The sequence below is a fragment of the Actinomyces lilanjuaniae genome, assembly GCF_003606385.1.
Classification (GTDB): Bacteria; Actinomycetota; Actinomycetes; order Actinomycetales; family Actinomycetaceae; genus Actinomyces; species Actinomyces lilanjuaniae.
The window spans coordinates 852,691-868,166 of the sequence record NZ_CP032514.1; the positions used below are offsets into that span (position 1 = coordinate 852,691).

Annotated in this window: 9 protein-coding genes and 3 pseudogenes; 5 read left to right on the plus strand and 7 right to left on the minus strand. The window is 69.6% G+C overall.

Annotated features, from left to right (window positions below; all coding sequences use genetic code 11):
* Positions 1 to 18 precede the first annotated feature (18 nt).
* Positions 19 to 496 (minus strand): annotated as a pseudogene (locus D5R93_RS03715) (DoxX family membrane protein).
* 1,874 nt (positions 497 to 2,370) lie between these two features.
* Here D5R93_RS03715 and D5R93_RS03720 point away from each other — a divergent pair.
* The 3 genes and pseudogenes from D5R93_RS03720 (at position 2,371) to D5R93_RS14940 (ending at position 3,674) form a co-directional block, all read left to right on the plus strand.
* On the plus strand, positions 2,371 to 3,045 hold the full coding sequence (locus tag D5R93_RS03720) for a sigma-70 family RNA polymerase sigma factor (protein ID WP_120205781.1): 675 nt from the start codon (positions 2,371 to 2,373) through the stop codon (positions 3,043 to 3,045).
* A gap of 20 nt (positions 3,046 to 3,065) precedes the next feature.
* A pseudogene (rsrA, locus tag D5R93_RS03725) lies at positions 3,066 to 3,452 on the plus strand (mycothiol system anti-sigma-R factor); the annotation flags it as partial.
* A gap of 147 nt (positions 3,453 to 3,599) precedes the next feature.
* Positions 3,600 to 3,674: a 50S ribosomal protein bL37 gene (locus D5R93_RS14940; protein ID WP_396027229.1), complete on the plus strand. Its 75-nt coding sequence runs from the start codon at positions 3,600 to 3,602 to the stop codon at positions 3,672 to 3,674.
* A 179-nt stretch (positions 3,675 to 3,853) separates the two neighbouring features.
* Here D5R93_RS14940 and D5R93_RS03730 read toward each other — a convergent pair whose 3' ends face one another.
* From D5R93_RS03730 to D5R93_RS14945, 6 genes and pseudogenes are all read right to left on the minus strand, one after another.
* On the minus strand, positions 3,854 to 4,825 hold the full coding sequence (locus D5R93_RS03730) for a carbohydrate ABC transporter permease (RefSeq protein ID WP_119835872.1): 972 nt from the start codon (positions 4,823 to 4,825) through the stop codon (positions 3,854 to 3,856).
* A 1-nt stretch (position 4,826) separates the two neighbouring features.
* A complete protein-coding gene (locus D5R93_RS03735) occupies positions 4,827 to 5,798 on the minus strand; it encodes a carbohydrate ABC transporter permease (protein WP_205570089.1) in 972 nt (323 codons plus the stop codon).
* The gene (locus tag D5R93_RS03740; RefSeq protein WP_120203886.1) at positions 5,795 to 7,132 is read right to left on the minus strand and encodes an ABC transporter substrate-binding protein; all 1,338 of its coding nucleotides are present in this window, start codon (positions 7,130 to 7,132) and stop codon (positions 5,795 to 5,797) included. The genes D5R93_RS03735 and D5R93_RS03740 overlap by 4 nt, the downstream gene beginning before the upstream one ends.
* A gap of 243 nt (positions 7,133 to 7,375) precedes the next feature.
* Positions 7,376 to 7,963: a GDSL-type esterase/lipase family protein gene (locus tag D5R93_RS03745; RefSeq protein WP_119835870.1), complete on the minus strand. Its 588-nt coding sequence runs from the start codon at positions 7,961 to 7,963 to the stop codon at positions 7,376 to 7,378.
* A 61-nt stretch (positions 7,964 to 8,024) separates the two neighbouring features.
* A complete protein-coding gene (locus D5R93_RS03750; RefSeq protein ID WP_423243328.1) occupies positions 8,025 to 11,684 on the minus strand; it encodes a multifunctional oxoglutarate decarboxylase/oxoglutarate dehydrogenase thiamine pyrophosphate-binding subunit/dihydrolipoyllysine-residue succinyltransferase subunit in 3,660 nt (1,219 codons plus the stop codon).
* 295 nt (positions 11,685 to 11,979) lie between these two features.
* Positions 11,980 to 12,483, minus strand: a pseudogene (locus D5R93_RS14945) (hypothetical protein); the annotation flags it as partial.
* Between D5R93_RS14945 and D5R93_RS03755 the strand changes: the two are divergent.
* Positions 12,467 to 13,870: a hemolysin family protein gene (locus D5R93_RS03755; protein WP_182911344.1), complete on the plus strand. Its 1,404-nt coding sequence runs from the start codon at positions 12,467 to 12,469 to the stop codon at positions 13,868 to 13,870. The pseudogene D5R93_RS14945 and the gene D5R93_RS03755 sit on opposite strands and share 17 nt — an antisense overlap.
* Positions 13,867 to 14,991 (plus strand): hemolysin family protein, encoded by a 1,125-nt coding sequence (locus tag D5R93_RS03760; protein WP_120203889.1) that lies wholly within the window; start codon positions 13,867 to 13,869, stop codon positions 14,989 to 14,991. Before D5R93_RS03755 ends, D5R93_RS03760 begins: the two co-directional genes overlap by 4 nt.
* The last annotated feature ends 485 nt before the right edge of the window (positions 14,992 to 15,476 follow it).

The following is a 15,476-nucleotide window of genomic DNA, read 5'->3' on the forward strand; positions in this document are numbered from 1 at the left end:
CAGTGTGGTGGGCAGAGACTAGCTGGTCTGCGTTGCCGCCCTGGCCGCCTTGCTCCGGTGGTGGGCGCTGCGCAGCCTCCAGGCCAGGGAGGGCTTCCCCTGGCGGTCCACAGTGGCTAGTACCAGGCCTGCACCCACGGCTGCCCCGCGCAGCAGCCCGGAGACGCTGTCCCTGCGCTCGGCCGGGTCGTGGGCCGTCCACACCGGGTAGTTGACCAGCGTCAGCGGAGTGTTGACCACCGCGAGGACGGCGGCACTGGTACGTGGTGCCCTGCCTGAGGCCAGCCCGAGGCCGGCTAGCAGGCTGGCTGCCCCGACAGGCGGGTCAGCAGCCGGGTGTCGGAGGTCAGGAGGGGCGGGAGTCCGGCCCGCTCCAGGGTGGGGCGACTTTCTCAAATTTCTCCACATGCCGTTGGGGACGGGTGACGGCGTCAATCCCGTCGGCGATGAAGGGGGCGGCAAGCATTGGTCGGACGAGGGCGCGTAGAAGGTTCATGACACCATCTTGACCCACCTGGCGGCTGTGGGCCAGGACTCAGGTGAGGTGCCGTGCCCCTGTAGTCTGGGGTAGCGGGACCCGCAGGGGCTGCCGTTTGCCCCAGGCACTCAGTACACCGGGTGGCTGGGACCTGCAGGGGCTGCTGGGCGGCAGCGGGCCGGATGCGATGCGGGCCAGGTGGGAGCAAGCCAGACGCGGTGCGGGTCGGGTGTGAGCGGGCCGGACGTGATGCGCAGAGCTCAGCGTGCTGCGGCGAGTCTGGTGCACGCTCCTGCGTGCGCGTTCTCGTCCCGGAGCGCTGTTCTCTCCCAGGAGCACCAGCCTGGCAGACAGTTCAGGTCGGCTCCGACCCACGAATGCCCATCACGCCCAGCCAGCCACACCCCGTGCACACGCCTTGGGCCAGTGCGCCCGCCCTGGGTAGCCACCCACAATGGCACGCGCAGCACATCCCCGCAGACCACACTAGGCTCGCCGGAGAACCCTTGCCGGAGACCGCTGGAGCCACGACAGCCCGCCCCCACCCCTGGCCCGAGTCCCGCCCCCACCCCTGGCCCGGGTCCCGCCCTCACCCCTGGCCCGGGTTTTGCACGTCCGTCTGGTGGTGCGGTTGTGGGCAGCCAGGCGCCGGCTGCGGGCCTGGTGGCACGCTCACCTTTTTGGGCCCGAGGCGGAAACCGCCTGATTCCGCAGGTCCTGCCTTTGCATGTGACCTGAGGTCTGGGCTCCCATGTGCGTTGAGCACCTCAACGCACATGGGAACCGATCAGGCCAGCTGCCCTGACCCGCAAAACGGCGCGGTCCCGCGGACGCGAATAAAAATGGAGCAAGGTGAGCGTGCCATTCATGACTCTGGCAGCGTGGGCTCTTCCTGGGCGCTCACGCCTAGGCCTGGTGTGGTCGTTGATGCGGGGCTTAGCGCAGGAGTTGCGGTGCAGGGCTTGGTGCGGGTGCTGCCCCGCGGCTCCCTGATCCCTGACGGCTCCCTTTCCTGGCGGGCGGTTCGGCCGAGGCGCATGGCTGTTGGCGCGCGAGCGTGAGGCATGTCTCTGTATTGCCTGATTCCAGGCGGGTAGGAGCAGTGCAAGCCGTGCCTCACGGGGTCTTCCGCAGGGGCCTGCCGCGAGCGGACGCCCAGACGGGCTGGTTGTGGTCCGTGGAGATTGCTCTCATCCAGGCCCGTCGCGAGCGGACGCCCAGACTGGTGCGGGCCAGCCTCGCGGGGTTTGCCGGATGTTCGGGCGGGTTTGCGAGACTTTGCAGGGGCTGCCACGGACTCGGCTCCCGTTGGGGCGCTCTAGCCCGGCGTGACCTGTGCCAGCCTACCTGGCACGGATCCCGCAGAGGCAGACTTACTCACACGAACTACCCCGCCCCGATCTGAGAATATGGCAAACAGCACACTTCCGGGCCTCCTCTTGTGGACTGGCAGGCTGGGCGGCCCAGGCTGCGGGCCCGGCTGCTGCGGGCCCGGCTGCTGGGTGGTCGGCTTGTGGATGGTCTGGGCCGTGGCGGTGGGCGGGTTCCGGCCGCAAGGGATGGGCTGGCTGCTGGCAGGGTGTCAGCCTCCTCGGGTGAGCAGGCCCGGGCTGCCAGGAACGGGCTCCGCGCAGCCGGGTGAGCCTCGTCGTTGCTGTGGCAGTCCCCGTGGGACCTCGCGGCCCGGCCCGGGTGGGGTTGTGGCCTGGCCTCGCTGTGCCCTTACAGCCTGAGGTGAGCCGGGAATGAAACCGGTTTCCTCTCCTGTTGTCCTGGTCGTGACGCTTCTCAGTACGCTGTCGGCCCCTGGGGGTCTCGCCCGGGCGGCCAGGGAGCAAGATGCCGGCGCTGTCTACGGCAGCGCACACGCAGGCGGGCTAGGCTCGTGGGTGATGACGGAGACCGACGACCCTGCAGACACCACCCTGGACGAGGGGAGGAGCACGGAGGCGGCGGTGCCGCCTGGCCGTGCTCCCGCCGATGAGGACGACGAGGCCCGTGCCGCCCGCTTCGAGGCCGAGGCCCTGCCCTATCTGGACCAGCTCTACGGCGCTGCCCTGCGGATGACCCGCCACAGGGCTGACGCCGAGGACCTGGTCCAGGACACCTATGCCAAGGCTTTTGGCTCCTTCCACCAGTACCGGCCCGGCACCAACCTCAAAGCCTGGCTGTACCGGATCCTCACCAACACCTTCATCAACTCCTACCGCAAGAAGCAGCGTGAGCCGCTCCAGTCCGACGCCGACGCCGTGGAGGACTGGCAGCTGCACCGGGCTGCCTCCCACGACTCCGTCGGACTGCCCAGTGCCGAGAACCTAGCCCTGGAGGAGCTGCCTGACGAGGAGATCAAGGCTGCCTTGGGCGAGCTCAGCGAGGAGCGCCGTCTGGCCGTCTACCTGGCTGACGTGGAAGGCTTTGCCTACAAGGAGATAGCCGAGATCATGGACACACCGATCGGGACCGTCATGTCCCGCCTGTACCGGGGTCGGCGCCAGCTGCGTGGGCTGCTGGCCGACCATGCCCGCTCCCTGGGCTACATCACTTCGGACGGGGAGGAGGGGCAATGACACCTGACAGGTCCGACGACATGACGCCCGAACGTGGCGCTGATGCGACACCGGAGCCGCCTGACTGCTCCTGCAGCGAGGCGCGCGCCCATCTTGAGGCATTTCTGGACCAGGAGTGCTCCCAGGACCTGACTCAGCGACTTGCTCAGCACGTGGCCGCCTGCGACCACTGCTCCCGCCTGGCGGACGCGCAGACCCACCTGCGTGCGATCCTGCGCTCGCGCTGCGCGGAGGAGGCTCCTCCCGAGCTGCGCGCCCGGGTCCTGGGGCGGCTGTCCCTGATCCGGGCGGCCAGTGCCACCGGTGACACCAGTGTTGCCAGTGTTACCGGCGTAACCAGCGTTACCAGCACTGTCAGGGACTCGGTGACCACGTCGGCCGGTATCACCAGTGTCAGCGCGTCCAGGGCCACCGGGGTCGCGGCCAGGGTCGTGGAGACTCGCTCCGCAGCCACGGGGCTGGTAGGCGGGTCGGTGATGTGGCAGGATTACCGCCGTTCCACGCCCCCTGGCGGGGCGGTGTTGTGAGCCAGCAGCAACTACGAGGAGGCAGGCATGAGCAAGCGCGGTCGTAAGCGTCGTGCACGGGCCAAGAGCGGTGCCAACCACGGCAAGCGTCCTAACACCTGAGCCGTGCTGCGCCTGTGCGCGTTACGGAGGACAGTGGGGGAGCCGACCAGCCACCGCGGTGGCTGGTCGGCTCCCCCACTGTCCGGGGACTGTCGGGAGTTACCGACGGCTGTTGGCGTTGCTGACGGGGACTGCTGGGGATGTCGGCCTGCTTGTAGGCTCTGGCTTCTTCCTGTCAGCTACTCCTTGACAGCCCCCTCGGTCAAGCCTCCCCTCCAGAAGCGCTGGAGCACCAGCATGAGGACGGCCAGGGGGATGACGCTGAGCAGCGCCCCGCCGACCGTGAGCTGGTAGAACTCGGGCAGCCGGTCGGTCTGGGACAGCCATGTGTTCAGGCCCAGGGTCACGGGGTAGAGGCGCTCGTCGGCCAGCATGATGAGCGGCAGGAAGTAGTTGTTCCAGATCGCGACGAACTGGAAGAGGAAGACAGTCACCAGGGCCGGTGCCATCTGCCGCAGCGCGATGCGATGGAAGATTGTCAGTTCGCCAGCCCCGTCTATCCGCCCGGCCTCGATGAGTGAGGTCGACACTGCGGCGTCGGCGTAGATCCGGCACAGGAACAGGCCGAAGGGGGAGACGACCGCCGGTATGAGGACGGCCAGGTAGGTGTTAGTGATCCCGATTCGAGAGAATACGAGGAACAGGGGCAGGGCCGTGGCTGTTCCCGGGACCAGGACCCCTCCCATGACCATCCCGAGCAGGAGGTTCCTGCCCCGGAACCTGTAGGTGGACAGCGCGTAGCCTGCTGCGGCCGCGATATAGGTGGCCAGCAGCGCCCCGGCCCCGGAGTAGAGCAGCGAGTTGAGGAACCAGCGGGGGAAGATCGAGTCGTTGGACGCCAGGACTAGCCGGATGTTCTCCCACAGGACGAAGGTGTCACCGAACCAGAAGCCGTTGGTGGCGAACAGGTCGTCACTAGTCTTTGTGGCGTTGACCACCACCCACAGCACCGGGATGAGGAAGTAGAGGGAGACCACCAGCAGGACACTGGTGACGAAGAAGGTGGTGGAGCCACGAGTGCCTGCTTGACGGTTGTGAGGGCTCCTGCTGCGTAGACGGGTGCCCACCGCGCGTGCGTGTGGGGCGGGCCCGCTGGTGTCCCGGCTGTCCGGCTCGTCCGGAGTAGTGCCCGGGGTCCTGCCTGGGGACATGTCACTGCCCCCTTCGCCTGGTGGTGGCCGTGAGGAAGACGAAGGACAGCGTGAACGCGGTTAGCGCGATGATGACCGCCTCTGCCGCAGCCACCCCGTAGTCGTTGTACTGGAACGCCCAGGTGTAGGCCGAGTAGTTGGGCGTGTACTCGGTGTCGACCGCCGGGGTGATCGTGGCCAGTACCTGGGGCTCGGCGAAGAGCTGGAGCGTGCCGATGATGGAGAACACGATGGTCAGCAGCAGCGCCGGGCGGATGAGCGGGATCTGAATCGAGGCGGCGATGCGTAGCGGCCCCGCTCCGTCCACCTTGGCCGCCTCGTAGACGTCGGAGGGGATCGCCTTGAGCTGGGCGATGATGATGAGCATGTTGTAGCCGGTGTAGGCCCAGGTGACGATGTTGGCGATGGACCACAGGACGTTGCCCTCGGCCAGGAACTCGTACTGGATTCCCACGACCTCCAGGGCGTCTACCACCGGGGACAGGCCCGGGATGTAGAGGAAGGACCACAGGATGGTGGCGATGACGCCGGGCACCCCGTAGGGCATGAAGTACAGGGCTCGGAAGAGCCCCGGCCACCGGGCCGAGGCGGACTCCAGCAGCAGGGCCAGGACCGTGGCCGCGGCGATCATGACGCTGACCTGGACGACGCCGAAGAGCAGCACGCGGCCGATCGACTGGGTGAAGCCCGCGTTGCCCAACGCCGTGGCGTAGTTGTCCAGGCCCGCGAAGACCTGCGTGGTCCCCTCCTGCCCGTAGGTTCCTGCGTAGCGGGTACGGGTGAAGGACTGGACCAGGGCCACGAGGATCGGAATGACAAAGGTCATCAGGAACAGGAGCATGAAGGGGGCCACCAGCAGGTAAGGGGCTAGCGTGCGGTTCCTGAGGCGTCTTCGCCCCGGTCCTGTTCCCGATCCTGGTGGGCTGGCTCTCAGCGGCTCAGGTGGCGTTGCTGGTGTGCGTGCTGTGCTCACTGCTGCGCCTCCCTGGCTGCCAGGCCCTTCCTACGGAAGGCTTGGACGATCTGGGACTGACTGGTGGCTAGGGAGTCCACCAGGGCGGTCCCCTCGCTCAGCTTGCGACGCATGCCGTCGGCAACGATGTTGATGGACTGCTGGCACAGGGGCGGCCACGCCCACTCCAGGTTCTGCTCCTGGGCCATAGGCACCATGACCTCGGTGTTGTAGCTCTGGCCGGAGAAGAACTCGCTGGGACCCTCGCGGGGGGTGCCGATGTGGTCTGCTGCTGGTGACCAGCCGATGCCGCAGGTGGTGATCAGGGCGTCTATGGCCTGGGGATCGGTGTGCAGCCAGACCACGAAGTCCAGGGCCTCGGCGGGGTGCTGGGAGCCTGCCATGACGGCTGCCGTCGATCCGCCCGAGTAGCTGGAGCCGAACCCGTCCTCCCAGCGGGGCATGGGAGCAACCCGGAACTTCCCGGCGCCTCCTGGTACGGACTCGATGAGGGCGTCGGCCCACGAGCCGTTGGTGTGGGTGGCCAGCGTCCCTGCCCCCATGGCGGACAGCCAGGGTGAGGTGAAGGGGCCGAAGGCGGTGGAGACCAGCCCCTCGTCGATCGCGGTGTCCCAGAACTCGGCTACCCGCACAGTGGCCTCGTCGGTGAGGTTGACGACCCACCCGTCCTCCTGGGGGACGAACCACCTGGCGCCTGCCTGCTGGCAGAAGGTCGCCAGGATGTTGCCGTCACCCACGTTGAGGACGTCCATGAACGTGTCGGGCCTGGCGTCCTTGAGGGCGCGGGCCGTCTCCGCCCACTCCTGCCAGGTGGCGGGTGGCGCTGCCCCCACCTCCTCCAGGACGTCGGCGCGGTAGAACAGGGCCACCGGCCCGGTGTCCTGGGGTACGCCGTAGACGCCGTCGGCAATGTCGACGTAGTTCCACGCCGCCGGGTCGAAGCTGGCGCGGGCCTCGCGCGCGCCGTAGAGGGAGAGGTCGACCAGGTCGTCGGCCAGGAGGAACTCCGGGATCATGCGCATCTCTACCTGTCCGACGTCCGGGCCGCCGCCCGCTGCCAGGGCCGAGTAGAGCTTCTGGTAGCCACCCGACGTCGAGGAGGGGATCCAGGTGACCTGGACGCTCACGTCCGGGTTGACCTGGGAGTAGAGGTCGGCGACTTTCTGCAGGTCCTTGAGCCAGGACCAGTAGGTCAGCGTCACCCTGCCCGGGCAGGGGGACGGTAGGGAGGTGCTCGCGTCCTGACGGGTGGGTGAGCAGGACCCCAGGGCTATGGAGGCCGCAGCGCCTGCGCCCAGGGTAAGGGCGGCGCGACGTGAGACCGAGGTGCGCATGACTGCTCCTCGTCTGCTTCTCCTCGTTGAGAAGCCGTTGGGAACCGGGTCCCCTGGCAGGATTGTGGCCGTAGTGGCAGGGCTGCCAGGCAGAGATGTGAATCCCTGTCAGCAACGATACATCCTTGTGAGGGCGTGTGGGAAGCCCCTCTTACGGGCAGGGGCGAGGACCGGGCGGTCTGGTTGCCAGGGGTTCCTCAGCGGTGCGGCCCCGCCTGCCCGGCCTCAGGGGCTGTAGGTCGCTTAAGGTCGCCCGGTACTCAGCCACTCGTACCAGCCTCGATGGAGGACCAGCCAGGCCAGGAGGCCGTAGCCGGCCTGGCCCGGGTGCGAGCCCCCGGCCGCGGTGACGTCGGTGTTCCACTGCTCGTGGTTGCGCAGGGGCTCGAAGGTGTCCACGTAGGGGACCTGCCGACGCTGGCACACCTCGGAGGCGGCTGTGGACAGGCGGGAGGTGGCGTCCGGGTCGGCCTGTGCCAGGGGCGGGGGCCCCACGACGAAGCACCGCCGCTGCTCCGAGGCCGCCGCGTCCAGGATGTTGGCCAGGGCCAGGCGCGAGCGCGCGTAGGACACACCCGCGATGACGTCAGCCACGCCCAGGCCGATGACCAGCCGGTTGCGTCCGTTGGGAGCTGAGCGGCGAGCCACTTCTGCCTGCCACCGCTCGGCCAGCTGCGCTGTCGTCTCACCGGGGACGGCAAGAGTCGTCCATAGGATCGGGACCTCCCGGGGCGTGCGCGCCATCACCCGCCCGGTCCATCCCAGGGCGCGGCCGTCCCCGTAGCCAGCGACCAGCTCGTCACCGATGAAGCTCAGCCTCGTGTCCTCCACGACGCGCCCCTCCCTGACGTCCTCGTCTCAACTGCCGTCTCAGTGCCGTGCCGTCTGCCTGTCAGCGGGCGAAAGCCGCCTCGACCAGCTCGGTCTGCTGCTGCCTGTGGACGCCTGCCGTACCCACGGCAGGGGCGGCGGCCTCCGGCCGGGAGACCAGGCGCGGGAGCACGCCACCGGTGAGCTCGGTGGGCAGGTGGAGCGCCAGGTAGGGCCACGCCCCCTGGTTAGCGGGCTCGTCCTGGACCCACACCAGCTCCGCCCCGGCAAAGGGAGCCAGGGCCGCGGCCACGGCGTCGGTCTCCAGTGGGTAGACCTGCTCCAGGCGCACGATGGCGGTACGCCTGTCGCCAGTGGCCTCCCGGTGGGCGAGCAGGTCGTAGTAGACCCTGCCCGAGCACAGCAGTACCCGGTCCACCTGCGAGGTGCCCCCGGTGCTGGCGCTGGGCGCGCCCTGCTGCGGGGACCGGGCTGCCTGCCCCTCACCTGCTGGCCCCGGCTGGCCGAGCAGCCCCGGGTCGGTCTCGCCGATGACCGGCTGGAACCGTCCAGAGGTGAAGTCCTCCACGGGTGAGGTCGCCGCCTTGAGCCGCAGCAGCTGCTTGGGGGTGAAGACGACCAGGGGACGGCGGGGGCGGCGGTAGGCGTGCTCTCGCAGTAGGTGGAAGTGGTTGGCGGGGGTCGAGGGCTGGGTCACCCACATGTTGTCCTGCGCGCACATCTGCAGGTAGCGCTCCATGCGCGCCGAGGAGTGGTCCGGCCCCTGCCCCTCCTGGCCGTGGGGCAGCAGCATGACCAGCCCGCAGCGCTGCCCCCACTTCTGCGCGGCCGAGGCGACGTACTCGTCGATGACGCTCTGGGCGCCGTTGGCGAAGTCGCCGAACTGGGCCTCCCACAGGGTCAGACCCTCGGGCCGCTCCACCGAGTAGCCGTACTCGAAGGCCAGGGCGGCGTACTCGCTGAGCAGGGAGTCGTAGACCTCAAAGGGGGCCTGGTCCGGGGTCAGGAAGTTCAGAGGCGTCCACTCCGTGCCGGAGCTGTAGTCGTGCAGGACGGCGTGACGCTGGGAGAAGGTGGCGCGCCGAGCGTCCTCGCCCGCCAGGCGCACCGGCACGCCTTCCATGAGGAGGCTGCCCAGGGCGAGCAGCTCGCCCAGCCCCCAGTCGATGCCGCCTGACCGGGTGGCGTCCTGGCGCCGTGACAGCATGCCGGACAGGCGAGGGTGGATGGTGAAGGACTCCGGCCAGGCCACCTGGGCGTCCCCGATGCGCTCGACGACGTCGCGTGGCACCGCCGAGCTCCAGCCGATCATCATGCCCGTCCCCGCCTGCTGGGAGGTGGGCACCTCCAGGGAGGAGCGGGGCAGGCCGACGGTGGTGGGGTCGGCCTGGTCCTGCGACTCCGCCGAGGCCAGGTCGGTGGCGGCCTGCTGGGAGGGCTCGCCCCTGGTGCGCGCCTCGGACAGGATCCGCTCCAGCTCAGCGTGGTAGGCGGCGCTGACCTGCTCCGCCTCCTGGCGGGTGATGTCGCCCCGGCCCACGAGGTTGGCGGTGTAGACCTCCCGTGTGGAGGCCAGGGAGTCGATAAGGCGGTACATGACCGGCTGGGTCATAGAGGGGTCGTCGCCCTCGTTGTGACCGCGCCTGCGGTAGCAGACAAGGTCAATGACGACGTCCTTGTGGAAGGTCCGCCGGTAGCTGTAGGCCATGTGGGCCACGCGGGCCACCGTCTCGGGGTCGTCGGCGTTGACGTGGAAGATCGGTACCTGCAGGCCCTTGGCCAGGTCAGTGGGGTAGGTGGTGGAACGGGCCGAGGCGGCTCCGGTGGTGAAGCCGATCTGGTTGTTGACGATGACGTGGATCGTCCCCCCGGTGCGGTAGGCGGGCAGCTGGCTCATGTTGAGGGTCTCGTAGACGACGCCCTGGCCTGCGAAGGCGGCGTCTCCGTGCACGAGCACCGGTATGACCGTGTAGCCCTTCTCGCCCAGGCCGATACGGTCCTGCTTGGCGCGCACGATCCCCTCCACCACGCCGTCGACGGTCTCCAGGTGGGAGGGGTTGGCAGCCAGGGAGACGCGGGTGGAGACCCCGTCGGTGCCGGTGAACACGCCCTCGGTGCCCAGGTGGTACTTCACGTCCCCGGTACCTGCGCCCTCAATGACGCCGTTGCCGTCGAACTCGTCGAAGACCTGGCTGTAGGACTTGCCCGCGATGCTGGTCAGGACGTTGAGGCGCCCCCGGTGGGCCATACCGATGACTACCTCGTCCAGGCCGTCGTGGGCGCAGGAGTCCAGGAGGCGGTCGAGCAGGACGATGAGGGACTCCCCGCCCTCCAGGCTGAAGCGCTTCTGGCCCACGTACTTGGTCTGCAGGAAGGTCTCGAAGGCCTCGGCCTGCTCCAGCTTGGTAAGGATCCGGCGGCGCTCGGCGGCGTCGATCTCTCGTCGGCCTCCCTCCAGGCGCTCCTGCCACCAGGCGCGCTGGGCGGGGTCCTGGATGTGCATGTACTCGATCCCTACTGTGCCGCAGTAGGTGTCACGCAGCATGTCCAGGATCGTACGCAGGGTGGCCCGGTCCCGGCCTCCCAGGCCCCCGGTGGGGAAGGTCCGGTCCAGGTCCCACAGGCTCAGACCGTAGGAGACGATGTCCAGGTCAGGGTGGCGGCGTAGCCGGTAGGTCAGCGGGTCGGTGTCGGCGGCCAGGTGGCCGCGCTGACGGAAGGCGTGGATGAGCTCGGCCACGCGGGCGTGCTTACCGGTCTCGTGCTCGGGGTCGTAGGTGGTGTCGCGTGCCCAGCGCACCGGCTCGTGCGGGATGCGCAGGGACTCTAGTGCCCGCTCCCAGAAGCCGTCCAGCCCCAGGAGCTTGTGCTCCACCAGGCGCAGGAGCTCCCCGGAGGAGGCTCCCTGGATGACCCGGTGGTCGTAGGTAGAGGTGAGGGTGAGGGTGCGGCCGACGCCGTGGCGGGCCAGGGTCTCGGCGCTGGCTCCGGCGAAGGCCGCCGGGTAGTCCATGGAGCCCACGCCTACGATGAGGCCCTGGCCCGCCATGAGGCGGGGCACGGAGTGCAGGGTGCCGATCGTGCCCGGGTTGGTCAGGCTCACCGTGGTGCCCTGGAAGTCTGCGGGGCTCAGGGCGTTGTCCCGTGCTCGGCGTACCAGGTCCTCGTAGGCGGAGACGAAGCTGGCCAGGTCCATGAGGTCAGCCTGCTTGACGCAGGGCACCAGCAGCCGACGCTGGCCCTGCGGGCCGGGGACGTCGACGGCCAGGCCGAGCCCCACGTGCGCGGGAGTGCGCAGGCAGGGCCGCCCCGCCTCGTCGGTGGTGTAGGAGACGTTCATCTCCGGCATCTGGGCCAGCGACTCCACAAGCGCCCAGCCGATGAGGTGGGTGAAGGACACCTTGCCGCCGCGGGTTCGGGCCAGGTGCGCGTTGATGATGGAGCGGTTCTCGACAAGGACCTTGGCGGGGACCGCCCGTGCGGAGGTGGCGGTGGGCACCGACAGGGAGTCCTCCATGTTCCTGGCGGTGCGGGCAGCCGCCCCCTTGAGACGGGTGCTGGTGGCGCTTGTGGCACTGCTGGCACGAGCACCGTCGGCGTCGTGGCCTGTGCCGTCTATGCTGCTGGCAGCGTCGCTGGTGCTGTCTGCGCCGACGTCTCCGCCGCCGGTGCTGCCGCTGCCTGCCCCGGCCTCCAGGTCGCGGGCCTGCTGGCGGGACAGGCGCCGGGCGTAGGGGGAGGTCGGGGGGCAGTGTCGGAGGGCGGGGCAGGGGGTAGGTCGGAGCGGCTAACGTCCTGGACCGCAGAGGCCTGCTGCCCCGAGGCGGGAAGGGCGTGCGGGGCGGTGATGGTGGCCCGGCGGGCGGCGTCGTGGGGGACGCGACGGACTGCCCTGGCTGCGCGGTCGGCAGCGCTGTCGCGGTCGTGCCCGGGGCGGAGCCCACGACCTGGTGCCGACCCGCCTGCGGGTCGGTCTCGAACAGCTCACGCCACTGGGGGCTTACCGAGGACGGGTCGGCGGCCCAGGAGGCCCGCATCTCCTCCACCATCCACTCGTTGGCGCCGAATCCTGCGGCTCCTGTGGCGCGGTCCTGCGTTGGCACGGCATCTCCTTGTCGGCGGTGGCGGTCCAGGCCTGCTACCGCGCCGTCCTCCGGCCCGGCGCCCCTGGCCGGAGGACGGCGCGCACGGCGCTGGTGGAGAGCCGGTGCCTGGGACCTGGTACATGAGGAGTGGCACAGACTGGTACCACACAGCATGCTACAAGCGGCTCCCGGCATGTGGGGGCGGCACGCAGGGGCTGGGTGCAGGGCGGCAGCGCAGGGCCTGTGGACGGTCGGCCTGACGGCCCGGCTGCCTCCCTCGGTGGTAGCGTGCGCCTTACTATGCGCCGACACGCTCGCCGGGTACGCGGACGTCTGTCTCGCCCGCACCCTGATCCTGACCACTGCTGTCCCCGCTACCTTTCGCGGTGCCCCGTCAGCACCTGCACGGGAGGCCGTGGTGAGTGACTGGCTCATGATCCTTGTCGGCGTCCTGCTCACGCTTGGGACGGCCCTGTTCGTGGCCGGGGAGTTCTCCCTGGTGTCACTGGACCCCTCCACGGTGGAGACCCGGGCAGCCTCCGGCGGGCGTCGGGAGGCTGCTGTCCGTAGGGCGCTCAGCCGGTTGTCCACTCTCCTGTCCGGGGCGCAGGTGGGGATCACCCTGACCACGGTCCTGCTGGGGTACACGATGCAGGCTGCCCTGGCCAGGCTTCTGTCGGAGGTCATGAGCGGGTGGCTGGTGCAGTCGGTGGCGGTGGGCGCTGCCGCAGCCGTCTCACTGGTGGTGGTCAACGCCTTCTCCATGGTCGTGGGCGAGCTCATCCCCAAGAACGCCACCCTGGCCGATCCCATGCGCGCTGCCGCCCTGGTAGCGCCCTTCCTCATAGGCTTCTCCCTGCTGCTGCGACCGGTCATCGTCGTCCTCAACGACACCGCTAACCTGGTGCTGCGCACGATGGGGATCACCCCGGCTGAGGAGATCAGCGGCACCCGGTCGGCCTCGGAGCTGGCTGCCCTGGTGCGTCACAGCGCGCGGGAGGGCACTCTCGACTCCACGACGGCCACCCTGCTGACCAGGTCGATCGGCGTGGGGGCGCTGACCGCTGTCGACGTCATGACCGACCGGGGACGCCTCCACACCCTGGAGTCCGGGGCCACCGCGGAGGACGTGGTCCACCTGGCCCGCGCTACCGGGCACTCCCGTTTCCCGGTGACCGGGCAGGACGTGGACGACATCCTCGGGATCGCCCACCTGCGCCGTGCCGTCGCTGTCCCCTACGCCAGGCGCGCCGAGGTCCCGGTGGTCTCCGCCTCTCTCATGGCGGTCGCGCCACGAGTGCCTGAGACGATGCCCCTGGCGGACCTGCTTGTCGAGCTGCGGGCACAGGGGTCGCAGATGGCGGTCGTGGTCGACGAGTACGGTGGGACCGCCGGGGTGGTCACCCTGGAGGACGCCGTGGAGGAGGTGGTCGGGGACGTCACTGACGAGCACGACCCCCGTCGCTCCGGCGTCCACCTGGACCCAGCGGGCAGCTGGGTGGTGCCCGGCTGGATGCGTCCTGACGAGCTGGCCTCCCGCACAGGCGTCACGGTGCCTGACGACGGCCCCTACGAGACCCTGGGCGGCCTGGTCATGACCGAGCTGGGCCGCATCCCCCAGGTCGGGGACCGTGTCAGCCTGCCTCGGGCGGTCCTGGTCGTGGACGCCATGGAGGACCGCCGTGTCGTCCGGCTGCGGGCTCGCGGTGTCGGTTCTGAGGCAGAGGGGGGAGACTCAGGTGCGGTCGGAGGGCCGACTGGACCTGCCACTGGGCCGGGGACCGCCGACAGGCCTCGACACGGCGGGGAGGGCCTGCGATGAGCACCCCCGCCGCCCTGCTGGTCACAGCCGTGCTCCTGGTCGGCAACGCCTTCTTCGTCGGGGCGGAGTTCGCGGTGACCTCGGCACGCCGCAGCCAGCTCGAGCCCCTGGCTGAGGCGGGTGACACCAGGGCCGTGACGGCGCTGTGGGCACTGCGCCACGTCTCACGCATGCTGGCTACCGCGCAGCTGGGGGTGACCCTGTGCTCCACGGGCCTTGGCGTGGTGGCCGAGCCTGCCATCGCCCACGCGATCGAGCCCTGGCTGGCCCGTCACGGCGCGGGTCAGGCTGGTACCCACGCGGTGGCGGTGCTCATCGCTTTGGTGATCGTGGTCTACCTGCACGTGGTGGCGGGTGAGATGGTGCCCAAGAACATCTCGATCTCCTCCCCGGAGAAGGCGGTGCGGTGGCTGGCTCCGCCCCTGGTACGCGTGGCCACGGTCCTTGGTCCCGTCGTCTCCGGTCTCAACGGCCTGGCCAACGGGGTGCTGCGTCTGCTGGGTATTGAGCCCAGGGAGGAGGTCGCGGCAGCCTTTAACGCCCAGGAGGTGGCCTCCATCGTGGAGCGCTCCACCGCCGAGGGCGTGCTGGAGGACGCCACCGGGCTGCTGAGTGGGGCGCTGGAGTTCTCCGAGGAGACGGCGGGAAGCGTCATGGTGCCGGTGGGGGACCTGGTCACCCTGCCCCTGGACTGCACGCCTGAGGACGTGGAGGCGGCGGTGGCCTCTACAGGCTATTCCCGGTTCCCTCTCGTGGCTGACGTCGCCAGGGCCGAGCGGCCGGGGCAGAAGGGTGTCCGTGAGGTACCAGCTGTCACCGGCTACCTGCACCTCAAGGACGTTCTTGACGCCGACGGCGAGGAGCGCACGCGTCCCGTCCCAGCCTGGCGGGCGCGCGCCCTGGTCCCTGTACGTGCCCACGACGAGATTGAGACGGCGCTGGCGGCCATGCAGCGCACCGGTGCCCACCTGGGACGCGTGGAGGACGCGGCGGGTCAGGTGCTGGGGGTGGTCTTCCTGGAGGACATCCTTGAGGAGCTGGTGGGTGAGGTCAACGATGCCATGCAGCGCAGCGGAGCCCGGTCGGCGGCCGGGCACGACCAGGGTGTGGATACACCGTGATGTGACACGTATCTTGGCGTGATCGGGCTGCCTGGCTATTCTTCTAGAAGACATGCTCCGGTCAACGTCGTATCGTTACCCGGGTTAGCGGATTGGGGACGCTCCCGTGAGGAGCCCTGACCCGGTCCAGATCATCGTGCGAGCAGCCTTGGGAGGCACTAGCGTGAGCTCACAGCCCCTGAGCCGACGGCAGCGTCGTGAGGCTGAGCGCGCCGCAGAGGCCGCTCGCGCCCGGTCTGACGCCCCGGCCCAGAGGCAGGGTGGCGGCACGTCGGGGCATCGGCTTACGGAGGCCGAGGCCGCCAGCGTCCTGCTCGGCGGGCAGGGTGCTCCAGAACCGGGAGCGTACCGTAGGCGTGACCCCCAGTCCGCTTCCGGGACGGTCTCCCCGACAGCGACCACCCGGCAGGCGGGGGACGCAGCGCCTCCGCTGAGCCGTATGGAGCGAAGGCGGCAGGCGGCACCGCACCAATCGGTGCCGCCGA

Coding starts and splice junctions, on each gene's coding strand:
- D5R93_RS03720 (WP_120205781.1), top strand. CDS start 2,371: ATGACGGAGACCGACGACCCTGCAGACACCACCCTGGACGAGGGGAGG.
- D5R93_RS03730 (WP_119835872.1), bottom strand. CDS start 4,825: ATGTCCCCAGGCAGGACCCCGGGCACTACTCCGGACGAGCCGGACAGC.
- D5R93_RS03740 (WP_120203886.1), bottom strand. CDS start 7,132: ATGCGCACCTCGGTCTCACGTCGCGCCGCCCTTACCCTGGGCGCAGGC.
- D5R93_RS03760 (WP_120203889.1), top strand. CDS start 13,867: ATGAGCACCCCCGCCGCCCTGCTGGTCACAGCCGTGCTCCTGGTCGGC.